The organism is Acinetobacter schindleri CIP 107287, from assembly GCF_000368625.1.
In the GTDB taxonomy this organism is placed as follows: domain Bacteria; phylum Pseudomonadota; class Gammaproteobacteria; order Pseudomonadales; family Moraxellaceae; genus Acinetobacter; species Acinetobacter schindleri.
The window spans coordinates 80768-103941 of sequence record NZ_KB849574.1 but is presented as its reverse complement, the minus strand read 5'-3'; the positions used below and the strand labels follow the sequence as shown (position 1 = coordinate 103941).

21 protein-coding genes are annotated in these 23174 nt (G+C 41.3%); 17 read left to right on the top strand and 4 right to left on the bottom strand.

Translation table 11 applies throughout. From position 1 onward, the window contains the following. Positions 1–89: 89 nt before the first annotated feature. The 4 genes from holA to F955_RS00740 form a co-directional block, all read right to left on the bottom strand. Positions 90–1076, bottom strand: coding sequence for a DNA polymerase III subunit delta (holA, locus tag F955_RS00755; protein WP_004813133.1), 987 nt, complete (start codon positions 1074–1076; stop codon positions 90–92). Between the two features lie 9 nt (positions 1077–1085). Next, a complete protein-coding gene (locus tag F955_RS00750) occupies positions 1086–1619 on the bottom strand; it encodes an LPS-assembly lipoprotein LptE (RefSeq protein WP_004813132.1) in 534 nt (177 codons plus the stop codon). A 212-nt stretch (positions 1620–1831) separates the two neighbouring features. Then, positions 1832–4453 (bottom strand): leucine--tRNA ligase, encoded by a 2622-nt coding sequence (gene leuS, locus F955_RS00745; RefSeq protein ID WP_004890027.1) that lies wholly within the window; start codon positions 4451–4453, stop codon positions 1832–1834. Positions 4454–4575: 122 nt separating this feature from the next. Further along, positions 4576–4902, bottom strand: coding sequence for a DUF4124 domain-containing protein (locus tag F955_RS00740; protein ID WP_228127671.1), 327 nt, complete (start codon positions 4900–4902; stop codon positions 4576–4578). 689 nt (positions 4903–5591) lie between these two features. Between F955_RS00740 and F955_RS00735 the strand changes: the two genes are divergently transcribed. The 17 genes from F955_RS00735 (at position 5592) to bamB (ending at position 23032) form a co-directional block, all read left to right on the top strand. Then, complete coding sequence (locus F955_RS00735; RefSeq protein WP_004813127.1) at positions 5592–7319, top strand: acetolactate synthase 3 large subunit; 1728 nt, start codon at positions 5592–5594, stop codon at positions 7317–7319. Then, on the top strand, positions 7316–7807 hold the full coding sequence (ilvN, locus tag F955_RS00730; RefSeq protein WP_004813125.1) for an acetolactate synthase small subunit: 492 nt from the start codon (positions 7316–7318) through the stop codon (positions 7805–7807). The genes F955_RS00735 and ilvN overlap by 4 nt, the downstream gene beginning before the upstream one ends. A gap of 105 nt (positions 7808–7912) precedes the next feature. After that, entirely contained in the window at positions 7913–8929 is a 1017-nt protein-coding gene (gene ilvC, locus F955_RS00725) for a ketol-acid reductoisomerase (protein WP_004813124.1), read from the top strand. 1239 nt (positions 8930–10168) lie between these two features. Next, positions 10169–10690, top strand: a complete 522-nt coding sequence (locus F955_RS00720; protein ID WP_004890022.1) for a hypothetical protein — start codon at positions 10169–10171, stop codon at positions 10688–10690. 113 nt (positions 10691–10803) lie between these two features. After that, complete coding sequence (locus tag F955_RS00715) at positions 10804–11505, top strand: fimbrial biogenesis chaperone (RefSeq protein WP_004890019.1); 702 nt, start codon at positions 10804–10806, stop codon at positions 11503–11505. A 44-nt stretch (positions 11506–11549) separates the two neighbouring features. Beyond that, positions 11550–13883 (top strand): fimbria/pilus outer membrane usher protein, encoded by a 2334-nt coding sequence (locus F955_RS00710; RefSeq protein WP_004890017.1) that lies wholly within the window; start codon positions 11550–11552, stop codon positions 13881–13883. A gap of 12 nt (positions 13884–13895) precedes the next feature. Continuing rightward, complete coding sequence (locus tag F955_RS00705; protein WP_004890015.1) at positions 13896–14306, top strand: hypothetical protein; 411 nt, start codon at positions 13896–13898, stop codon at positions 14304–14306. Between the two features lie 69 nt (positions 14307–14375). Further along, the gene (locus F955_RS00700) at positions 14376–14927 is read left to right on the top strand and encodes a phosphatase PAP2 family protein (protein ID WP_004813115.1); all 552 of its coding nucleotides are present in this window, start codon (positions 14376–14378) and stop codon (positions 14925–14927) included. An 89-nt stretch (positions 14928–15016) separates the two neighbouring features. Then, positions 15017–15217, top strand: coding sequence for a Fe-S cluster assembly protein IscX (gene iscX, locus F955_RS00695; RefSeq protein WP_004813114.1), 201 nt, complete (start codon positions 15017–15019; stop codon positions 15215–15217). Between the two features lie 110 nt (positions 15218–15327). After that, on the top strand, positions 15328–15759 hold the full coding sequence (ndk, locus tag F955_RS00690; RefSeq protein ID WP_004813112.1) for a nucleoside-diphosphate kinase: 432 nt from the start codon (positions 15328–15330) through the stop codon (positions 15757–15759). A gap of 122 nt (positions 15760–15881) precedes the next feature. Further along, entirely contained in the window at positions 15882–17117 is a 1236-nt protein-coding gene (gene rlmN, locus F955_RS00685; protein ID WP_004890014.1) for a dual-specificity RNA methyltransferase RlmN, read from the top strand. A gap of 14 nt (positions 17118–17131) precedes the next feature. Further along, positions 17132–17932, top strand: coding sequence for a type IV pilus biogenesis/stability protein PilW (gene pilW, locus F955_RS00680; protein ID WP_004890010.1), 801 nt, complete (start codon positions 17132–17134; stop codon positions 17930–17932). Beyond that, positions 17923–18714 carry a helix-turn-helix domain-containing protein gene (locus F955_RS00675; RefSeq protein WP_004890006.1) on the top strand — a complete coding sequence of 264 codons (792 nt, stop codon included), beginning with the start codon at positions 17923–17925 and terminating at the stop codon, positions 18712–18714. The genes pilW and F955_RS00675 overlap by 10 nt, the downstream gene beginning before the upstream one ends. A gap of 23 nt (positions 18715–18737) precedes the next feature. Next, positions 18738–19859, top strand: coding sequence for a flavodoxin-dependent (E)-4-hydroxy-3-methylbut-2-enyl-diphosphate synthase (gene ispG, locus F955_RS00670; RefSeq protein WP_004890004.1), 1122 nt, complete (start codon positions 18738–18740; stop codon positions 19857–19859). 3 nt (positions 19860–19862) lie between these two features. Beyond that, positions 19863–21158 carry a histidine--tRNA ligase gene (gene hisS / locus F955_RS00665; RefSeq protein WP_004889999.1) on the top strand — a complete coding sequence of 432 codons (1296 nt, stop codon included), beginning with the start codon at positions 19863–19865 and terminating at the stop codon, positions 21156–21158. Between the two features lie 30 nt (positions 21159–21188). Then, positions 21189–21887, top strand: coding sequence for a YfgM family protein (locus F955_RS00660; protein WP_004889998.1), 699 nt, complete (start codon positions 21189–21191; stop codon positions 21885–21887). Beyond that, complete coding sequence (gene bamB / locus F955_RS00655; protein WP_004889997.1) at positions 21884–23032, top strand: outer membrane protein assembly factor BamB; 1149 nt, start codon at positions 21884–21886, stop codon at positions 23030–23032. Before F955_RS00660 ends, bamB begins: the two co-directional genes overlap by 4 nt. The last annotated feature ends 142 nt before the right edge of the window (positions 23033–23174 follow it).

Sequence of the window (23174 nt, the reverse complement as noted above, 5' to 3'; positions counted from 1 at the left end):
GAGTGATTATAAAAGCGAATTAAGGATAAATCGTGAATTTTTTAACAAATAAGAATGATTATTATTTTATTTATCTGATGATTAAGCTATTAATGAAATAAAGTTTTGCCACACATGCTGGCAATGGCTTGCTGCACCAAATGTTCAGGGTTTTCATGCCCCAACCCTTTGATAGAAGCATCAATTCTTAATAACAGGGCCGGCCAAGCTAAAAAGGTTTGTGGGCTAAGTCGACGTAAAGCCTGTTGATATAGGCTAACTTTGGTTTTCCAGATACCGATCTGTAGCGCATTTTGTGGCTGTTCAAACAGCTGCATTAACAAACGCATTTCCTTGCTGATACTCCAAAGAATTAAGCTCAATGGCTCACCAGAAGCAATCAAATACTGAAAAATTTTAATCGATTGTGCCAGATTACCATTTAGCAGGGCATCACTCAGGTCATAGGTACTATAACGCGACTGATCTTGCAGGCAGGCATACAGATGATCCACCTGGATTACATCGATCTCAGCAAAGGTATCACTGACACGCATCAGACTATTTTTGGCTGCCAGCAGGTTATGCTCATGGTGTTGTTCCAGCCAAGCCCAGGCATCATTGGCAAGCTTAATGCCGAGCTTTTCTGCCTCAACTGACAAAATTTGCTGACGGTCGCGCGGATAATTGGCTGTAAGAGAGACATTGACGCCATTGGCATCCATGACCTGGAAAAAGCTGGATTTCAGGCTGCTACTATCCTGTTTAGGCATGATGATCAGCAATAAATTGTCACTGTCCTGCTGCAAATAGCTTTTTAATAGCTTGATGCCACTAGCATCCGGCTTGATGTTGCCATGTACTTCAACCGCTAATTGAGTCGAAAACAGAGACAAACTATTTAATGCATTAAAGACATTTTTCCAGTCACTGACCGAACTGACATCATAGCGCTGACGTTCAACTTCCCGCTGTTGCCAGCTAGCACGAAAAGCATCCATCAGGTTCTGCTCAAGCAGAGGTTCCTGACCATGTAACACCCAGGCACCGCGAGCATCGGAGACACGTTTTAATGCCTGAAGGTAATCAAGTTTCATGGTTCAGTCTTATTGTGCCGGTTGAGTAGGAGTTTCAGGTTTTGCCAATGGTAGGCGATTTGATGATATCTGACGCGCAATCTGTTGTGCTACATCATCAATGAGAACCTGTTTCAGGAAAACCTGTTCCTGGTCGTCAGTATTTACTGTCTCGATATCATATTGATAGGTGCGGGTCGCGACGATCGTACGCGGTTCAGTCACAGGATTACCTTGTGCATCTTCAATACGGAAAGTCACATTGAGACGTAATAATGTTTCTACCAGTTTACCGTTTAATTCCAAACGACGCGGAGTATAATCCAGTACACGCAATACATAGGCATTTGGTGAATTTGACAATTGTACGCCGGCCGCACCCAGATAAATTGCTAGTTTTTCCTGAAGTTCCTCGGTATTGGCAGGTAAAGCCAGACTCATTACTGAATAAGCCACAGGTACTGAGCTTGGATTATTACCTTTAAGATGGAAGCCACAGCCGACTAGGCCTGCACTCAGGCCACAAGTTAAAACAATTACTGCTAAACGTTTGCCCAAATGCATGCGCTGTCCTCTGTTTTTCCAAAATGGGAAAATATTGAAATTCTGTAGGGGATTGTAAAGTCAAAGCCCGTTGACTGGCAACGGGCTTTGTTTGGGAATTGTGAAATCCTTTATAAAGTCCCTTCTCCCTCTGGGAGAAGGCTAGGATGAGGTGATTTTTTCAACTTACCTCTCCCTAACCCTCTCCTAATAGGAGAGGGAACTTGAGGATATTAAACCACCAAATTCACTAACTTATTCGGCACCACAATTTCTTTCTTGGTTGGACCCGTCAAGAATTGTTGAACTTCTGGCAATGCTTTCGCTTGCGCCAAGATGTCATCTTTAGACGCATCGACAGATACTTCTAATTTGCCACGAAGTTTACCGTTCACTTGAACCACGATGGTTTGGGTATTACGGGTTAATGCAGACTCATCAACGCTTGGGAACTGAGCAGAAGTTAACTCAATACCAAACTGCGCCAATAGAGTCTGGCTTAAGTGTGGTGCAAATGGTGCAAGCAACGTTAAAAGCGTAATGATCGATTCACGTGCAACCGCCACGTCATTGTCATCTTTCGCTTCAAACTTATTGTTTGCGTTCAGAAGTTCCATCATCGCTGCAATGGCAGTGTTAAATGCATGACGACGTTCGATGTCATCACCCACTTTTTGGATGGTTTCATGCGTTTTACGGCGTAAGTCTTGCGCAGCAGTAGAAAGCGTAGCTTTATCAATAGCTGATACATTGTTACCTTGTTCAAGGAAACCCGTTGCCAAACGCCATACACGTTTCAAGAAACGGTTTGCACCTTCCACACCTGCATCTGACCATTCAAGAGATTGATCAGGTGGTGCAGCAAACATCATGAATACACGTGCAGTGTCTGCGCCGTATTGGTCAATAATCGCTTGCGGGTCGATCCCGTTGTTTTTCGATTTCGACATCTTCTCTTGACCGCCAACGACAACGTCTTGACCATCTTCTTTGTATTTCGCAGAAGTGATACGACCTTTTTCGTCTTTTTCAAGCTCGATGTCCACAGGGTTGAACCATGTTTTCTTACCTGATTCCGCTTCGCGGTAATACGTATCAGCAAGCACCATACCTTGGGTTAACAAGTTAGTGAACGGTTCGTTACCTTGTACCACACCTTCATCACGCATCAATTTGTGGAAGAAACGTGCATAAAGCAAATGTAGAATCGCGTGTTCAACACCACCGATGTATTGGTTGACAGGAAGCCAGGTTTGACCCGCTTCAGGTTTCACCATGCCATCTGTAAAGTCTGGAGATGCATAACGTGCATAGTACCAAGATGATTCTACGAAAGTATCCAAGGTATCTGTTTCACGACGCGCGTCGCCACCACAGCAAGGACATTTGGTTTCGTAGAACTCAGGCATTTTGTTCAATGGGTTGCCTGAACCGTCTGGCACCACATCAGTTGGAAGTACAACAGGAAGTTGATCTTCTGGCACTGGCACTTGACCACAAGTGTCACAGTTAATCATTGGAATTGGACAACCCCAATAACGCTGACGAGAGACACCCCAGTCACGTAAACGGAATTGAACTTTTACATTGGCAAGACCTTGTGGCTCAAGTTTTGCCAAGAAGGCATCAAATGCGCCTTGGAAATCTAAACCATCAAATTCACCTGAATTAACCAGTTTACCTTCTTTAGAGCCGTACCATTCTTGCCATTGAGTCGCATCAAACTCGCTATCATCAGCACCTTTGGCATCAATCACTTGCTTAATGGTTAAGCCATATTTATTAGCAAATTCGAAGTCACGTTCATCGTGTGAAGGTACTGCCATCACCGCACCTGAACCGTAAGACATCAATACATAGTTTGCAATCCAAACAGGAACTTCTTCACCTGTTACAGGGTGCTTCACAGAAAGACCTGTTGCCATGCCTTTCTTCTCGGCAGTCGCTAGATCCGCTTCTGCCACAGAACCCATACGGCATTCTTCAATGAATGCTTGAAGCTCAGGGTTATTTTCTGCTGCTTTCAATGCCATTGGATGTTCTGCTGCAACAGCAACATACGTTACACCCATTAATGTATCGGCACGTGTGGTAAATACCGTTAAACCATCTGCATACACGTCAGGATTTGCTGAAGGGAAAGTGATTTCCATACCCTGTGAGCGACCAATCCAGTTACGTTGCATGGTCAAGACTTGTTGTGGCCAACCGTCCTTTAATGTGTCTAGATCGTCAAGTAATTCTTGCGCATAGTCAGTGATGCGGAAGTAGTACATTGGAATATCACGTTTTTCAACCAATGCACCTGAACGCCAACCACGACCATTTTCAACTTGTTCGTTGGCAAGAACTGTTTGATCCACTGGATCCCAGTTCACGGTTGAAAGTTTACGGTAGATCAAACCTTTTTTATAAAGCTGAACAAATAACCATTGTTCCCAGCGGTAGTATTCTGGTGTACAAGTTGCAAATTCACGATCCCAGTCCACTGCAAGACCTAACTTTTTCAACTGATTACGCATGTAATCAATGTTTTCAAAGGTCCATTTTGCAGGTGCAACTTGATGTGCAATTGCTGCGTTTTCAGCAGGAAGACCAAAAGCATCCCAACCCATTGGCTGAAGTACAGTTTCACCTTTTAAACGGTGGAAACGGCTGATCACGTCACCAATCGTATAGTTACGCACATGACCCATATGCAGTTTGCCACTTGGGTAAGGGAACATCGAGAGGATATAACGACGTGGACCTTCTACAGTGTCGGCAACTTTAAAGGCTTTCTGCGATTCCCAGTCCTGTTGGACTTGAGGCTCAATCGCACTGGCTTGGTATTCTGAGTCAATGTGAGTAGTCATATACGTAATACAAGAGAACGGTTAAAAAATTATGAGGCACAGCATAGCGCAAAATGCACTTATAGTGAATTTTGCACTCACATTTCCCGAAGAAAAAACGACTGTCCTATTAGAGGGATGCCTTATAAAGCGACTGCACGCTTTTTAGATTGTTGCAAGGCTTCGTTCGCTTCGCGTTGCTGCTGGTCTTGATTCGCTGGAGCTTGAGGCGATTGTTGCAGCTGTTCTTGAGATGCGTGCTCAGTTTGTTCAGCAGATTCAGCACTTCTAGGAGAGGTTGGGGCTGAATTTTTCCAGCCATAAGTTTCCACTTTGCCTGCTTTTTTTGCATTTTTTGGCGGTGGTGTTTTGGTGTAATGCGTTACTCCCTTGGCATCGACCCATTTATAATATTGATTTGCCATGGTATTTCCACTCATAAAACAGAGTAGAAGGGTGTTTGTTAACATGGCAAACAGTGAACGTCTCATGGTCATGAATCCTTTGCAGTTTCAGCATTCAGGTTGTGCATATTGTAGTCAGTTTAAATAATTAAAGGAGTATTTTTATCGACTTTTCGTAATAAATGCAGAGAAAGCTAATTGAAGAAAATATAAACAGACCAATAAGTAAATTTATTTATAAACATTAAAATTAAAAAATAGAAAAATTCATTCATTTTTTTTATATGAGGCATACTAAAATTTTATAGAAATAAATATTTATCATAATGATTTTATTAAATATTTTTTTTGGATAAAGAGGGGGTGTAAAGCTATATATTTAATAAAAGTTTAGAAAAACAGCAAAAACCCTATAAGCTAGATGAAACAGAGTGTTTTTTGAACTTGACTTTAGAGACTGAAAACACAAGAATGCTGCAATAGTTTTATATGCCTTAGATCGATCACCCTTCGAATAAGTGTCATTTCATGCAGTGGGCGATTTCTCTAGCCGAGAAATTGAACAAAGCTAAGCAAAATATGTTTATCCCAACATGTTTTAGGTCTTGTATTGCTCGAACAGTAAAGAGACCAGATTTTTTTCCTATTGCTATGAAAACTATGAAATTTATGTGCTATAACAGTGCAGACAGTTAATGAATGAACACTGCAAATGCCTCCCATTTGTGCAGTGAATAATATTAGGGTGAATCACGTTGGAACTTTTATCTGGTGGTGAAATGCTCGTTCGCGCATTAGCGGATGAAGGCGTTGAACATGTTTTTGGATATCCAGGCGGCGCAGTTCTACATATCTACGACGCGCTATTTCAACAAGACAAAATTAATCATTACCTCGTACGTCACGAACAAGCTGCCGGCCATATGGCAGATGCATACTCGCGCGTAACAGGTAAAACTGGTGTCGTGCTTGTGACATCAGGTCCGGGCGCAACCAATACCGTAACCCCAATTGCAACAGCTTATATGGACTCCATTCCAATGGTGATCCTGTCTGGTCAGGTTGCAAGTCACTTAATTGGTGAGGATGCGTTCCAGGAAACAGATATGGTCGGTATTTCCCGTCCGATTGTGAAGCACAGCTTCCAGGTTCGTCATGCCAGTGAAATTCCGGCAATTATCAAAAAAGCATTCTATATCGCTGCTTCTGGTCGTCCAGGTCCAGTCGTTGTTGATATTCCGAAAGATGCGACCAATCCAGCAGAGAAATTTGCTTACGAATATCCTGAAAAAGTGAAGATGCGTTCGTATCAGCCACCATACCGTGGTCATTCAGGTCAAATCCGTAAAGCGATTGACGAACTGATTCATGCTAAACGCCCAGTGATTTATTCTGGTGGTGGTGTGGTTCAAGGCAATGCTTCAGCACAATTGACTGAACTTGCACATCTGTTGGGCTTCCCAGTAACCAATACCTTAATGGGTCTTGGTGCATTCCCGGGCGATGATCCACAGTTCCTGGGCATGCTCGGTATGCACGGTACTTACGAAGCCAACATGAGCATGCACAATGCAGACGTGATTCTGTGTATTGGTGCGCGTTTCGATGACCGTGTAACCAATAATCCTGCGAAATTCTGTCCAAATGCCAAAGTCATTCACATTGATATTGACCCAGCGACAATTTCTAAAACCATCATGGCGCACATTCCAATCGTGGGTGCAGTAGAGCCTGTACTAAACGAAATGCTGAACCAGCTGAAACAGATGAATGTGTCCAAGCCAAATCCTGAAGCGATTGCGGCATGGTGGAAGCAAATTGATGAATGGCGTCAAGTGAACTGCTTGAAGTTTGATCTACCGACTGATGGTTCGATGAAGCCTCAACAAGTAGTTCGTGCGCTCGACAAAGTGACCAATGGCGAAGCGATCATCACCTCTGACGTGGGTCAGCACCAGATGTTCGGCGCATTGCACTATCGCTACAAGCGTCCACGTCAATGGATCAACTCAGGTGGTTTAGGAACGATGGGCGTAGGTCTGCCATATGCAATGGCGGCTAAGCTTGCATTTCCGGATCAGCAAGTGGTGTGTATCACTGGTGAAGCATCGATCCAGATGTGTATCCAGGAGCTTTCAACCTGTAAGCAATACGGCTTGAACGTGAAAATTCTGTGCCTGAACAACCGTGCATTGGGTATGGTAAAACAGTGGCAGGATATGAACTATGAAGGTCGTCACTCTAGCTCTTATGTAGAGTCATTGCCGGACTTTGCAAAATTGATGGAAGCTTATGGTCATGTTGGTATTCAGATTGATCATGCAGATGAGCTTGAGTCTAAGCTTGAAGAGGCGATGGCAATCAATGATAAGTGCGTATTTATTAACGTAATGGTTGATCGCTCTGAGCACGTTTATCCGATGCTTATTGCAGGTCAGTCAATGCAGGATATGTGGTTGGCAAAAGGGGAGCGCACAGCATGAGACATATCATCTCTGTACTTGTTGAAAACGAAGCAGGCGCGCTTTCCCGTTTAGTGGGTTTATTCTCACAACGTGGCTACAACATCGAAACATTAAACGTTGCGCCAACTGAAGATCCAACACTTTCTCGTTTGACATTGACCACTTATGGCGATGATCACAAGATCGAACAAATTACTAAACAGCTGAATAAATTAGTTGAAGTGGTAAAAGTAGTGGATCTGTCAGAAGGTGCGCATATTGAACGTGAACTGATGCTCATTAAAGTCAAAGCACTCGGTTCATCGCGTGATGAAATCAAACGTACTGCCGATATTTTCCGTGGTCAGATTGTTGATGTAACACCAACGACTTATACCATTCAAATTGCAGGTACAACTGAAAAGGTGGATGCGTTTATTGATGCACTTGCAGAACATACCATTTTAGAAGTGGTTCGTTCAGGTGTTTCGGGTATCGCACGCGGCGAAAAAGTACTGACAATCTAATTTTAAAGTATTTCCTCATCCTAAAAAGAAGGGGGTATCAGGGAGTGTAAATACAAGATTCACTGCCTGGTTAAACAGACAAACAAGCATTAAGCGGAGACAGCAATGCAAATTTTTTACGATAAAGACTGCGACTTATCTATCATCCAATCTAAGAAAGTAGCGATCATTGGTTATGGTTCACAAGGTCACGCGCACGCGCTTAACCTTAAAGATTCTGGTGTAGACGTAACTGTAGGTCTTCGCGCTGGTTCTACTTCTTGGAAAAAAGCTGAAAACGCTGGTCTTAAAGTTGCTGAAGTTCCTGCTGCTGTTGCTCAAGCTGACGTAGTGATGATCTTGACTCCAGACGAGTTCCAAGCACAACTTTATCGTGACGTAATCGAGCCAAACATCAAAGAAGGCGCGACTCTTGCATTTGCTCACGGTTTCTCTGTTCTTTACAACCAGGTTGTTCCACGTGCTGATCTTGACGTAATCATGGTTGCGCCTAAAGCGCCTGGTCACACTGTGCGTTCTGAATACCAACGTGGTTCAGGTGTTCCTGACCTAATCGCTATTCATCAAGACGCTTCTGGTAACGCTCGTAACGTTGCGCTTTCTTATGCATCAGGTGTTGGTGGCGGCCGTACAGGTATCATCGAAACTTCTTTCCGTGAAGAAACTGAAACTGACTTATTTGGTGAGCAAGCAGTTCTTTGTGGTGGTGCTGTTGAATTGGTTAAAATGGGCTTCGAAACTTTGGTTGAAGCTGGTTATGCGCCTGAAATGGCATACTTCGAATGTCTACACGAACTTAAATTGATCGTTGACTTAATGTTCGAAGGCGGTATCGCGGACATGAACTACTCAGTATCTAACAACGCTGAATACGGCGAATATGTAACGGGTACTGAAGTTATTAACGAACAATCTCGTGAAGCAATGCGCAATGCACTTAAACGTATTCAATCAGGTGAATATGCGAAGATGTTCATCCAAGAAGGTGCGTTGAACTACCCATCTATGACTGCACGTCGTCGTCAAAATGCTGCTCACGGTATCGAAGTAACGGGTAACAAACTTCGTGCGATGATGCCTTGGATTCAAGCGAACAAGATTGTAGACAAAGAAAAGAACTAATTTCTAATTTCTAAGTCTAAAAGCCCTTGTTTTTAACAGGGGCTTTTTTGATGTCTTGTAAAAACAAAACTGATTTATTTGAGTTGAACTTCATGCCTCAAATAGATGAAAACAGTGTGCTTTCACTTCTTGTGCTTCATTCAAAGCAGTGCTTTGCCTCCTTACACTTCTTACAAAACAGTGTTTTGTACTCGTTCATATCTTGAATTCAAGCAAACAAGATCGTTATAAAGCGTAAAACTAATTTCTCGGATCATTTGATTTAAAGGAAAAAACCACTCAAATTGAATGATGTTTTTATATTTTTATTTTTAGAGATGTATATTATTGGATTTTAAAATAATTGTTTATTTGTTGATTATTAATTTTCTTTGATAAGTTGGAAATACGAATAATTAGATCTAAGGGTGAATTATAGTAAGTTAACAAATAAAATTAAGATAAAATAAACTATAGAAGATAGTAGTTTATATGATTAATTAATAAGTAAAAATGTTTTTTAAGTATTAACAGGTCTTAATAACTTAGGAATAATTAAATTTTTTATATTTAAAATGAAAAATAATTTAATTATTTTAATGTAAATTTAATTAAATTATTATTTGAACTAAATTTATATCCAGTAAAATTATCATAAAATTTAAGGTTGAATAAATTTGTATAGAAAAAGAAATAAAAGTCATTAATTATGATACAAGTATTAAAATAGTGAAAAATAATTTATTAAGTTGTTGATTGTAAAAATTTAATTATTTATATTGAATGGTTTTTTGATGAGAAGGATAATGTAAATATATGAAAAATCAAAAAAATAAAATTAGTAATTTTTTTATTTTAAAATATTTGATTATAAATTGTAAGGTTTTGTAAGGTTTTAATATTTAATGCAACTATTTTTTATTGAATATAAATAAAATAAAAAACAATAACTTATTTTTAATCTATTTTTTAGATTGAAAATATTGATAGAAAATTGGTTTTTATAAATTTCTCTTTAATTTGCCTTAATTGCAAAATTCGAAAAAATAATTCTTTAAAATATAGTGATCTAAGATAAAAGTGTGCTTTTGTTAAAGAATAATAAAACATATTGTGAAAGTTATCACATTTGTATGTTTTGGAACTAATAATAATAAGATAAGCCTACGGTTAGGTAGCTGCACTCATAATAATAAGAGTTTTGCATTAACCGTTCTTCGAAATAAATATTTATATTCTTTTAAAAGAATGGAGAAAAAAATGAATAAAATAGTTCTAACAGCATTAGCATCAGTTGTACTTGGCTTAGGATCAGCAAGTGTATATGCAGGTGGCCCAGATCGTGGCCCAGGTCCATCTAAACCGACTAAACCACATAAACCAGGCAAGCATGCTTGTGGTGATAAGTGTGATGGAAAAATTAATGTAGTTCTAGATGTCGCTCGACATTGCGACCTAGATATTGTAGATGAAACCTTAACGCTGGCTCAAGCACAAAATGGTACTTGGACAGATACAGGAACATTTAATGTACGTACAAATGCACCATACAGACTGCAAATCTCAGCACCAAATACCTTAACTGGAGCGGGTGGCGCAGTACCGGTACAAGTGAGCACACGTCAAAATGGCGCTGCTGATGCGTACAATGGTGGTACTTTAGCTAGTACAGGCAATGCCGATCAGGCATTTAATGTAACTGCAACAGTTGCACAAAATGATTATAACAACGCTGATGCTGGTACTTACCGTGGTACTTATACAGTAGCGGTTCGATTCTAAAAATAAGAAAATCATTCTTATAAAATAGTTAAACCATTAGGAGATGTTTTAAACATCTCCTACTTTAATATAAAAAATTAATAATAATTATATTTAAATATTTGGAGTCAAAGGTGAATATAAAATTAATAGGGTTGCTAATTATGCTCCTCTACAGTGCTTCTTTGTCTGCAGGAATTAAATTTAATCCAATACAATTAAATATCCAAGATTTTAAAAGACAGAAAAGTACTACGGTTAATATCGAAAGTACTGGTCTATCTAAATCTAAAATCTATGAAGTTAATGCATTTAAATGGCAGCAGGATGAAAAAGGAGAAGATGTTCTCGTAGAAGATAGAACTTTATTATTTAATCCAAAAACTTTTGAACTTAAACCAGAAAGTAAGCAGATTGTACGTATTGGCTTTAGTCAGCCGCCGGAAAACCTGGAAAAACAACAGTCTTGGAGAGTGGTTTTTAAGGAAGTAACACCAGTTGCAGAAGAGTCTGCGATTAACTTTTTATTTAATTTTTCTTTACCACTTTTTGCTGGAAAGGTAGTTCCTCCAAAGCTCAGTGTGGATCTACACAAAATTAATAATATAGCCTATCTCAATATTATTAATTCAGAAAATTCTTTTGCGAAAATTACTGAAGTTGTTGTACTCGATAATAAAAATAATGAATTACTTCGACAAGATTTAGCTTTGTATGTGTTAAGCGGTAATAAAATTAAATTTGAATTAGGTGAAATTAAAACTGGGAACATAGCCAAATTAAAAATTAAATTAGATGAGCAGGCAGGGTATTTAGAGTTTCCAGTAAAAGGGTGATAGTTCTATCTCAGAAAAATAAGAAATAGTAAAAGGATCATGCTATGAAAGCCACAAAACTTTTCCTAATGATTGCATGTGGTATGGGAGCGATAAATGCAAATGCAGAACTTAGTCAAGAATCAAATCAACTAAAAAGTCCAGAAGTACTTATCGTTAATATATGGATCAATGGTGTGGATTATCACACTGAAACTGTAACATTTTCTGAGAATGGGAAAAGATTTGTTGAATGTGAAGCTTTATCTGATATTGGAATACGGGTAGAAAAAATTTCACGACACCTAGCTAAGAAAGATTTTTGTTCATTAACACAGCCAGGAATTACAGTCGAGGATGATTATAGTCTTCAGGCGATTAAAATCTTCTTTCCTGCAGATTTTTTCGTAGGAACCGATTATGAGCTGGAAATAGAAGTTCCGGAAAAAGCAAACTTTGGTGGCTTTGTGAACTATAGTCTGTTCTATGGTAAGGATGAAGAAGATCAGGAGTTTAATACGTTCTCAGAGTTTGGGATCTTTAAAGATTATTGGTTGTTTAAAAATGCGTTTCTCTATCGGAATGAACCTGAGGAAACAGAACAAACGTTTTTGCGCGTAAACAGTACCTTAGATATCGATTTTCCGACAAAATTTTTAAAGCTGACTTTCGGTGATACAACCAGTCCTTATAACTTACTAAATAATTCTTTTCGTTTTGGCGGTTTAAGTTTTGGAACTAATTATATTGATCGTCCTGATTTTGTGTATTGGAATATCCCGGCCTTAAATGGTAGCGCCAGCTTACCCTCTACGGTAGATCTTTTTATTAATGGTGTAAGACTTTACCGGGATTCAATCACCCCAGGTAATTACAATTTACCAGCTGGAGGAGTTGTCAATCAGGCAGGTGATGCTCAAATTGTGGTGGAAGATATACTTGGAAATCGTACTGTTCGGAGTTTTCCTGTTTATATTAATAGCCGGTTATTGAAGCCAAGGTTAAATGAATACAATATTTCGTTAGGAAAGCTGCGTTATAACTATGATCTTGTGGATGATGATTATCGTGATTTTTTTAGCAAACTCTATTTCCGCCGAGGGATCACTTCTTCTACAACCTTGGGTCTAGATTTACTTTATAGTGAAGATGTTAGCAATGTGGATGTGTTGTGGACCCAAGGTATCAGTAAGTATTTTCTTTTAGATACTGCCGTATCAGCAAGCAAGGCAGATCGTATAGATGAGCAGGGTTATGCGGCTGCAGTTGGCTTGAGTCGAAGTTCCCAATACTGGTCAGTTGGCTTAAATAGTCGATATTTTACTCAAGAGTATCAATATTTAAATACTGACTTATATGATTCCGAAATCGAGACTTCAAGTATTTTATATTTCAACTTTTCTAATCTTAAAATTATTGATGGTCTAAATTTTAATTTTATTTATCAATCTTATTATAATGAATTTGATGATTCACCCAGAGAAGACCGTAAGTTTTTTGATATTAGAGCGACAAAAGCTCTAACGAGAAACTTATATACTGATTTTGGCTATTATAAAGATTTTAGTGAGGACGGAGATCAGGGATTTCGTATCGCCTTTTATTATAACTGGGGCGAACGAGGACGGATTTCTCTGGATCATGATACCGCAGATAATGAAACAAGTTTAAGTTATGCCCATCGAACCATGACCCAGAATGGCTTTGATTATGTCGTGGGTGTAAACCGAAGTGATGAAGAAATTAACTACAATGCTTATGGTTTATGGAAAACCAGCGTAGGTAACTTGCAATTATCTCATGATGAATATGAGGATCGCCGTAATTCACAAGTTACATTTGATGGCGCATTAGTTTGGATGGGGAATAAAGTTGCATTGACCAAATATGCCGATAACGCTTTTGCCTTGGTTAATGTGGACCAACATTCAGATATTGATATTTATCGCTCGGCAACACGTGTAGGAAGTACCAATAAACAAGGGTATATGTTTGTTCATAATCTTATTCCTTATATTCATTATGACATTTCTTTTGATCATAACCAGCTGGCAATGGATGAAACTTTTGAACACTCTTCTAAGAAACTGGTGGGCTTAGATCAACGCGGATATCGTCTGGATTTTCCGATTTATAAAACAAAACGGGTTGCTGTCAAACTTAAGGATGCACAGCAAAATTCGCTGGTTGCAGGGTCTGAAGTTCTTGTAGACGGGCTCAGTCAGGAAGCTTCTTTTGTTGATAGCCAGGGTATGGTCTATCTTTATTTATTTAAGGCAGGTGCATATAACCTGAAAATTAAAACTCAAGGCGGAAAGCAATGCCAGGCACAATTTAATCTGAATGAAATACAATTCCAGAGTGCGGACAAACATGTTTTTGAAACGGTTTGCGAGTAGGAGAAAACTATAATGAAACAACTCTTGTTATTAATAGCAGTATCTGCGATGAGCACCATGGCATCTGCTCAATATTGTTCAATTGATGGCTTTGCTAATGATGAGCTTCGTTTGCAAAGCTACCAGCGTAGCCAGGCAGCCACGTCTTTTAATATCAGCTGTGATACTGGTTATTCAATTTTATTTAATAGCCAAAATCTGGTTAGTACTGATGGTATGAGTTATGTATCTAATGGCGCCTATAAACTCCGCACTAAGTTAAATTTAAGAGGAGCAAGCGGTAATGCGTGGGGAGTACCACTCCAACAGAGCGCAGCCCAGCGACAGAAATTTATTGTATCTGTTCAACTGGTAGATAATCCTTTTAATGGTGTTCCAGCAGGTACTTATCGTGATCGGATTTCAGTCGATATTAATTTCTAAATTTGATTTAAATAATTCGGTAGCTAAGAATCGATAAAATGAACTGAAAATATTACAGGAAGCCAAACGGTGAAATTCCATCATGCAAAACAAAAATTAATGGAGATGGATTTAAAAGGTTGCGTAGTATTAAATCATCTTTCGCATTCTGGACGTGTGGCTGCTTTTTTCAAAATTATCAGCCGGCTTGGCAATGGTGTATTCTGGTACGTGATGATCATCACTACCTGGGCGCTACAAGGTTTATTATATAGCCTACAAATGCTGTATTTAATTTTGGGAAGTACTGTTGGTACGGCAATCTACAAAGTACTAAAAACTAAAACTGTACGCCCCCGACCTTATCAGGTGCATCAGCTTATTCGTCTCGGTGACCATCCTCTAGACTATTACAGTTTTCCCTCAGGACATACCTTGCATGCCGTCATGGCAACGACGATGCTGGGTTATGCAGTTCCAGTTCTACTGATTTTAATGCTGCCTTTTACGGTGTTGGTCGCAGCCTCACGAATGATACTCGGTCTGCATTATCCGAGTGATGTAGCAATGGGGGCTGTCATCGGTATAACTGTGGCGGTAAGTTTTATATCTCTGGCACCGCTCTTGAACATTGTGTTGTAAAAATATAGCTCTGGAACCGCTAAACACTCGCAGATTCTGCCAGATTTGCTAAAGTACCACATCGAAGCAAATGGCTATTAGGAATAGATATGGGTTTACGTTGGACTGATACTCTTGATATCGCAATTGAACTGTATGAAGCACACCCGGACGTGGATCCGCAATGGATTCGTTTTACTGATTTGCATGCATGGGTTTGTGCACTTCCAGACTTTGAAGATAATCCTGAAAAATCAACTGAAGGCCTGCTTGAAGCCATTCAAATGGCATGGATTGACGAGGCGCGCTAAGACCTCATCTAAAAAAGCGATTTTTTTACAGAGTAAAAGCAGAAAATTGCGGATTATCTCGGTATAATGCGCCAAATTTTCATGTCAACCATTGACTAAAGGAGCCAATCATGGCTATTGAACGTACATTATCTATCGTTAAACCAGATGCAGTTGCTAAAAACGTAATCGGTGAAATCTTTGCTCGTTTCGAAAAAGCGGGTCTTAAAATTGTTGCTACTAAAATGAAGCACCTGACTCAAGCTGAAGCTGAAGGCTTCTACGCTGAGCACAAAGAACGTGGTTTCTTTGGTGACCTAGTTGCATTCATGACTTCTGGTCCAGTTGTTGTTTCAGTTCTTGAAGGTGAAAACGCAGTTCTTGCTCACCGTGAAATCCTTGGCGCGACTAACCCTAAAGAAGCTGCTCCTGGTACTATCCGTGCAGATTTCGCTGTAAGCATCGACGAAAATGCTGCTCACGGTTCTGACTCTGTAGCATCTGCTGACCGTGAAGTTAACTACTTCTTCGCTCAAACTGAGATTGCTCCACGTACTCGTTAATTCGCAGTATTCAAGCCAGATAAGTGTTATTATACTTATCTGGTTTTTTTATTCCCTGAATAATTCTTTGCTCAGATATTGAGCTTCTCCTTTCATCTTTAGACATGGTTTAGGTAATACACATGAGTATTGAAGCAGTCGCTGTATCAGCAGTTTCTGAGGCACAGCAACACACTCCATCCGCTCCAGCACAGCAAAAGGCTGTAGAAAAAGTGAACTTACTTGGCATGTCACGTCCGCAAATGGAAAAATTCTTCGAAGATATGGGTGAGAAGAAGTTTCGTGCCGGGCAGGTGATGAAGTGGATTCACCAATTTTTTGTGACTGATTTTGCTGAGATGACCAATATCTCAGGCAAGTTGCGTGAAAAGCTGGAAAAAATTTGTGAAATTAAAGCGCCAGAAGTGGTGCATAAAAATTATTCTAAAGACGGTACGCGTAAATGGGTGTTCCGTGTCGGTGATGGTGAAGGTTCACTGGTTGAAACTGTCCTCATTCCAGCAGAAGATAAAACTGGCTCACGTAAGACCTTGTGTATTTCTTCACAGGTGGGCTGTGCACTGGACTGTTCATTCTGTTCAACGGGTAAACAGGGTTTCCAGCGTGATTTAAGCCAGGCTGAAATTATCGGCCAGTTATGGATGGCAAACTATTCCTATATGGAAGATGTGCCTGTGGCAGAGCGTGAGCGTTCAGTGACCAATGTCGTTATGATGGGGATGGGCGAACCGTTATTGAATTATGATGCTGTACTCAGTTCAATGCGTATCATGCTGGATGACTTTGCCTACGGTATGTCAAAACGCCGTGTGACACTATCAACATCAGGTGTGGTGCCTAAAATTGATCAATTGGCTCAAGATATTGATGTCGCTCTGGCGATTTCATTGCATGCACCTAATGATGAACTGCGTAATGAACTCGTGCCAATCAATAAAAAATATCCGCTTGAGCAACTTATTGCAGCATGTCAGCGCTATATCACTAAAGATGGCAATGAAAGCGCACGTAAACATGTGACCATTGAATATGTCATGCTGGACGGCGTGAATGACAAACCGGAACATGCCCAGCAGATGATTAAATTATTGAAGAATTTGCCAAGCAAAATTAACCTGATTCCATTTAATCCGTTCCCGCATGCGCCTTATGGCCGCTCAAGCCGTAACCGTATTATTTCTTTCCAAAAAACTTTGTCTGATGCAGGTTTTGTGTGTACGATTCGTCAGACACGTGGTGATGATATTGATGCTGCGTGTGGTCAATTAGTGGGACAAGTTGCTGATCGTACCCGTCGTGCGGAACAGTGGAAGAAGAAAATCGCGCAGTCCAATGAGATCATGCGCTCACAAGGATAACAAGAGGTCACCAATTGAGAAATCTGACATCTAAAATTGCTTTTATTTCAACAGTATGTGTTTCTATTGCTCTATCTGGCTGTCAAACGGCAGAAGTGGGTAAAAAGGATCCTAAAAAAGCGACCCAGGTGCGTACTCAATTGGCGGTTGAATATCTGAAGACTGGTGATCTGGATTCAGCGAAAAGAGCGCTAGATGAGGCGCTTGAAAGCAATTCACGTGATGCTCAAGCCAATATGATGATGGGTGTTTTGTTACAGCAGGAAGGTAGTAGGCTGAACTTGGATCGTGCCGAAACTTACTTTAAGCGCGCGATTTCAGCCGAACCTAAAAATGCACAGGCACGTAACAATTATGGCACCTATTTGTATCAGCTTGAACGTTATAATGATGCAATTGAACAGTTTGCAATTGCAGGCGCGACACTGGGCTATGACCAGCGTTATCTTGCGCTTGAAAATATGGGGCGGATCTACCTGAAGCAGGGTGATCTGGTGAATGCTGAAAAATCATTCAAACAGGCCCTGCAAGCCAATCGCGATTCTTACATTTCAATGTTAGAGTTGGCAGAGATTTTTTATCTGAATCAGCAGTTCCCGGCAGCGTCGAATATGTATCAACAATTTGTACGTTCGGTGGGACAGAAAAACCAGGGTGCTCGTGCGCTCTGGATCGGCATTCGTACTGCGCGTGCCGAGGGTGATCAAATGGGCATGCAAGTATTGGTCAATCAATTGCGCGCCTTATTCCCTGAAAGCCCGGAATACCAACGTTATTTGCAATTACAGTACACTACTGAGGCCGTATGGAAGTAAATCCTAATTCACCATCGAATAATTCGAGCGTAGCGCCAAACGCGTTAGGAAATGTTCAACGTCCAGGTGAGTACTTGCGCCAGATTCGTATCAACCAAAAACTTGAGCTGGAAGATGTTGAAAGTGAACTGAATATTCCAGTCAAAACTTTGACTGCACTGGAACAGGATGATTATAAAGCTTTACCGGAAGCGACCTTTATCAAGGGTTATTATCGTACTTATGCGAAGTTCTTAGGCGTCGATGCATCGAATATCATTCAACGTTTTGATGAGATTTATGCCAATGATACCGGTCTGTTGCCGAATCATGCCTTGAACAATTCCCCAATCAAGATTATGGGTAAATTACCAGGCTCTAATCGTGACCGTAACCGTAAATGGTTAAAACGCGGTTTAATCGCATTAGTGGCGTTAGCAGTTTTAGGTGTATTGGTAACGATAATCCAAAACTGGTCAGGCAATAGTAGCACTGAAGTAGAACCGGAAGTAATGACTCGGGCATCAGACGTTGAAATCATTAATATGGATTCCAATGCAGCAGTATCTGGTGATCAGCTAAAACTTGAATTTAGCCGTCCTACTTCAGTCCATATTGTTGACTCAACCGGTAAAGTGCTTGCTACTGGTCGTCAATCATCAACATTGGATTTAAATGGTGAAACTCCATTTCAGATCCGTCTTGATGATGCAACCGCTGTGGCCATGACCCTGAATAACGAAAATATTTCATTGTCACCATATACTGTAAACGGAAAAGCAGAATTCCGTTTATCACGTTAATGGCAAGAGAGTAGAAACAAATCATGATTGTGAATCCGATTCAACGCCGTCCAACCCGCAAGATTCGTGTTGGTTCTGTTTATGTCGGTGGTGATGCGCCTATCAGCATCCAGAGTATGACCAATACCGAAACCTGTGATGTAGCTGCAACGGTCGCACAGATCCAGCGTTGTGTCGATGCGGGTGCTGATATCATGCGTGTTTCTGTACCAAGTATGGAAGCAGCGGCAGCGTTTGGGGAAATCCGTAAACAGGTGAGTGTGCCATTGGTTGCAGACATTCACTTCGACTACAAAATTGCCCTAGCAGTAGCTGACTTGGGCGCAGACTGTCTGCGTATTAACCCAGGTAACATCGGTTCAGAAGCCAAGATTCGTGAAGTCGTGGCAGCTGCGCGTCATAACGATATCTCGATGCGTATTGGTGTCAATGCTGGTTCATTAGAAAAAGACATCCAGAAAAAATATGGCGAGCCGACAGGCGAGGCACTGCTTGAATCGGCGATGCGTCATATCGATATTTTAGACCGTTTAGATTTCCATGAATTTAAAATATCGGTAAAAGCATCGAATGTGTTCCTGACCATGGATGCTTATCGTCTGCTGTCTAAACAGATTGATAACCCGCTGCACTTGGGTGTGACTGAGGCGGGCATTTACCGTACAGGTTCGGTGAAGTCTGCAATCGCCCTTGGTGGTCTGTTGATGGAAGGTATTGGTGACACCATGCGTATTTCATTGGCAGCAGCACCTGAAGAAGAAGTGAAGATCGGTTTCGATATTTTAAAATCGCTGGGTTTACGTTCTAACGGGATTAACTTCATTGCCTGCCCGAGCTGCTCACGTCAGGAATTTAACGTAATTAAAGTGATGCAATCGCTTGAAGAGCGTTTGGAAGATATTCGTACACCAATGGATGTATCGGTGATTGGCTGTAAAGTAAATGGTCCGGGTGAAGCTAAGGAAGCCGACATTGGTGTAGTAGGTGCAAGTCCACGTTCACTGGTGTATCGTAATGGCGAAAAGAGCCATTTAATCGATACCAATCAACTGGTTGATGAAATCGAAGCTATGGTTCGTCAACGTGTTTCCGAGCTTGAAGAAGCTAAATCTAAAGAAATTATTCGTACAAGTTTTCCTGAGTAGATCATGAGTTCAATCGTCGCAATCAAAGGTTTTAATGACATTCTCCCAACGCAAACCCCAGCTTGGAGACGTCTTGAACAGCATTTATCGGGCCTAATGGATGCCTATGGCTATCAACAAATTCGTTTGCCAATCGTTGAACAGACCAATCTGTTCAAACGTTCAATCGGTGATGCAACGGATATCGTTGAAAAAGAAATGTACACTTTTCTGGACAAAGGCAATCCACCGGAGTCTTTGACGCTGCGTCCTGAGGGTACAGCAGGTTGCGTACGTGCCATGCTTGAGCATAACCTGCTGCGTGGTGCGACCCCGAAAGTATGGTATGTCGGACCTATGTTCCGTTATGAAAAACCACAAAAAGGTCGTTACCGTCAGTTCCACCAGTTTGGTGTAGAAACTTTTGGTGTAGCAACGCCAGATCAAGATGCTGAATTGATTTTAATGACAGCGCGTTTATGGAAACGTATGGGTGTTGCCGATAAAGTCCAGCTTGAACTCAACACTTTGGGTGAGTCGGATGAACGTGCGGCATACCGCGCGGCATTGGTTGAATTCTTGGAAGCGCATAAAACCGATCTGGATGAAGATTCGCAGCGTCGTTTGACCACGAATCCATTACGTATCCTGGATTCTAAAGATGCCAAAACTCAGTCTATTTTAGAAAATGCACCTAAACTGCATGACTTTATGGGTGAAGAAACACTGGCGCACTTTAACCAGTTACAGCAATACCTGACTGATACAGGCGTCAGCTTTGTCATCAACCAGAAACTGGTACGTGGTCTGGATTACTACAACAAAACCGTATTCGAATGGACCACAACGCATTTAGGTTCACAAGGTACAGTCTGTGCCGGCGGTCGTTATGATGGTCTGGTGGGTCAGTTAAAAGGTAAGGCAGACCAGTCTGTACCTGCGGTTGGTTTTGCGATGGGGATGGAGCGCTTACTGCTTTTACTGGAGCAAGTTGAAGACAACACACCTGTACGTAATTGTGAAGTATTTCTGGTGGCAGACCCTGCTTCTCAAGGTCAGGCACTGGTCTTGGCTGAACAGATCCGTGACCAGTTAGACGCTGCCGGGAGTAGCATTCGCCTGAAAGTTGGCTCACAAGGTTCAATGAAATCGCAAATGAAAAAGGCAGACCAGTCTGGTGCGATCTATGCCGTGATTATGGGTGAACGTGAACTGGAAGCACAGACTTTTACCGTAAAAGAGCTGGCAACGGCAGAGCAATCAGATGTGCCATTTACTGATTTTGTGGCATTCTTCACAACTAAAATTTCTTCAAAATAATCGATAAAACATTAGGAAAGGGGTAATCACATGAGCGCAATTGGTGGTGATGAACAACTTGAAAGTTTGAAATCCTTCACAAAGAAGTATGGCTCTTCAATCATTACCGGGATTCTGGTTGCGCTGATTGCCTTTTTTGGATGGGAATATTGGCAGAAGAAGAACCTGGCAGAGTCGCAGAAGCAAACTGCCAAGGTACAGCAGTTAATGGATGATGCACGTTCTACTCAGGGCGATGCGTTTGCTAAACTGTCTGATACTGCGGACAAGATTGTCAAGGAAGCACCTGACTCAGCGCAGGCGATTCAGACTCAGCTAGTAATGGCAAAACTGGCTTATGACAAAGAAGATTATGCAGCAGCTGAACGTGCACTGAAGAAAGTTGAAAACTCCAAGGTGGATGATGCAGGTCTGGTGCAAGTAGTTAAACTTCGTCTGGCGTATGCCCAGCTGGCACAGAAAAAATATGATGCAGCATTGAAAACTTTAGAAGCGGTGAATGAGCCTGCTTTTAAAGCAACTGCGGATGAAGCACGTGGAGATATCTATGTTGCCAAAAATGATATTGAAAATGCCAAGAAAGTGTATCAAAGTGCATGGGATGCTTTGGTAGAACGCAAAGAAGAACGTCAGATTTTACAAATTAAACTAGAAAGTGTTGGCGTATTGGTCGATGATCCTGAAATTGAACGCCCGATTATAGATACACAAGTGGAAGAAACTGAATGAATAGAAAATACAAACTCACCTGTGCCTTAACCGTTTTAACCCTTGCTTTGGCAGGTTGTGCGGGGAAAACCATTAAAGTGGAAGAAGCCAAGCCAAATCCACTTCCTAAACTTGCACAGGCAAAATCACTGGTTCCTGTATTTTCTAGCAGTGTTTCTTCTACGGATGAAGCAGATCCATTACGTTTACGCCTCGATGCAGACAACGGTGTGATTTTTGCCATTAATCCAAATGGGGAAATTTCTGCCTATCAGGGCAAGCAACGTCTTTGGCAGAAAAAAGTGTCTAAAGCCGGCTTAAGCGCGGGTGTGGAGGCGGCTTCTGGTCTGGTGATTGCAGGCAATACCAAAGGTCAGCTGTTTGCTTTAGATCAGCAGACGGGTGAACAGCGTTGGGCTGCCCAATTGTCGGGTGCCATTATTGCGCCCTCTTTAGTGCACGCAGACCGTGTGATTACCGTAGCGAATGACGGCATGGTCTTCGCTCATGAAGTTAGTACTGGTAAACAGGTGTGGACTTATAAGCTACCTAATGTACAATTCAGCCTGCGTGGTATGGCGGCGCCAGTTGCACTTGACCCACGTCATGTATTGATTGCTTCAGCAAACGGCTATATTTATGCTCTGGATGCAGTTACCGGTGTGCCAAAAATGCAGCGCCGTGTAGCGGTATCTGATGGTCGCTCCGATATTCAACGGCTGAATGATATTGATGGTGAGCCGGTCGTTGCTGGTCAGTTTGTAGTAACAACCAGCTATCAAGGTCAGGTGACTGTGCTTGATCTGGCTTCACAACAGGTAATCTGGAGTGAAGATGCCAGCAGTATCCAGCGTCCAGAAGTTGTAGGTAATGGTGTCTTTGTAGCCCAGACTGATGGTAAAATCACCGCCTATGAAATTACGTCTGGCCAGAAACTCTGGGAAAATGACCAGCTGTTAAACCGTCAGCTGAGCAACCCGGTCATGCTGGGTACAGACCTTGTAGTCGGTGACCTGGACGGTGTATTACACCTGATTGATCCGTCTACTGGACAGATTGTTGGTCGTTCCAAGACTTCTGGTGAAGTTCGCACACTGCGTGTGATCGACAACCAGCTCTATGTGTCGACACGTAAGGGTGCTTACAGTATCTGGCAGAATCGTTAATTTTTCTGTGGCTTATGCTAAAATAAGCCAACCGTATTTTTTACGCGGGGTGATTGAATGTTCAATGCCCCGTGTTTTTATTTATTTTAGGCTTTAATCCTATTCCCATTTTCTTCCAGAACTTTCTGATGTTCAGGCCATT

What these genes read in the sequence shown, in the direction of transcription:
- holA (WP_004813133.1), bottom strand. Translation starts at nt 1,076, where the DNA reads ATGAAACTTGATTACCTTCAGGCATTAAAACGTGTCTCCGATGCTCGC.
- F955_RS00750 (WP_004813132.1), bottom strand. Translation starts at nt 1,619, where the DNA reads ATGCATTTGGGCAAACGTTTAGCAGTAATTGTTTTAACTTGTGGCCTG.
- leuS (WP_004890027.1), bottom strand. Translation starts at nt 4,453, where the DNA reads ATGACTACTCACATTGACTCAGAATACCAAGCCAGTGCGATTGAGCCT.
- F955_RS00740 (WP_228127671.1), bottom strand. Translation starts at nt 4,902, where the DNA reads ATGTTAACAAACACCCTTCTACTCTGTTTTATGAGTGGAAATACCATG.
- ilvN (WP_004813125.1), top strand. Translation starts at nt 7,316, where the DNA reads ATGAGACATATCATCTCTGTACTTGTTGAAAACGAAGCAGGCGCGCTT.
- ilvC (WP_004813124.1), top strand. Translation starts at nt 7,913, where the DNA reads ATGCAAATTTTTTACGATAAAGACTGCGACTTATCTATCATCCAATCT.
- F955_RS00720 (WP_004890022.1), top strand. Translation starts at nt 10,169, where the DNA reads ATGAATAAAATAGTTCTAACAGCATTAGCATCAGTTGTACTTGGCTTA.
- F955_RS00710 (WP_004890017.1), top strand. Translation starts at nt 11,550, where the DNA reads ATGAAAGCCACAAAACTTTTCCTAATGATTGCATGTGGTATGGGAGCG.
- F955_RS00705 (WP_004890015.1), top strand. Translation starts at nt 13,896, where the DNA reads ATGAAACAACTCTTGTTATTAATAGCAGTATCTGCGATGAGCACCATG.
- iscX (WP_004813114.1), top strand. Translation starts at nt 15,017, where the DNA reads ATGGGTTTACGTTGGACTGATACTCTTGATATCGCAATTGAACTGTAT.
- ndk (WP_004813112.1), top strand. Translation starts at nt 15,328, where the DNA reads ATGGCTATTGAACGTACATTATCTATCGTTAAACCAGATGCAGTTGCT.
- rlmN (WP_004890014.1), top strand. Translation starts at nt 15,882, where the DNA reads ATGAGTATTGAAGCAGTCGCTGTATCAGCAGTTTCTGAGGCACAGCAA.
- F955_RS00675 (WP_004890006.1), top strand. Translation starts at nt 17,923, where the DNA reads ATGGAAGTAAATCCTAATTCACCATCGAATAATTCGAGCGTAGCGCCA.
- ispG (WP_004890004.1), top strand. Translation starts at nt 18,738, where the DNA reads ATGATTGTGAATCCGATTCAACGCCGTCCAACCCGCAAGATTCGTGTT.
- hisS (WP_004889999.1), top strand. Translation starts at nt 19,863, where the DNA reads ATGAGTTCAATCGTCGCAATCAAAGGTTTTAATGACATTCTCCCAACG.
- F955_RS00660 (WP_004889998.1), top strand. Translation starts at nt 21,189, where the DNA reads ATGAGCGCAATTGGTGGTGATGAACAACTTGAAAGTTTGAAATCCTTC.
- bamB (WP_004889997.1), top strand. Translation starts at nt 21,884, where the DNA reads ATGAATAGAAAATACAAACTCACCTGTGCCTTAACCGTTTTAACCCTT.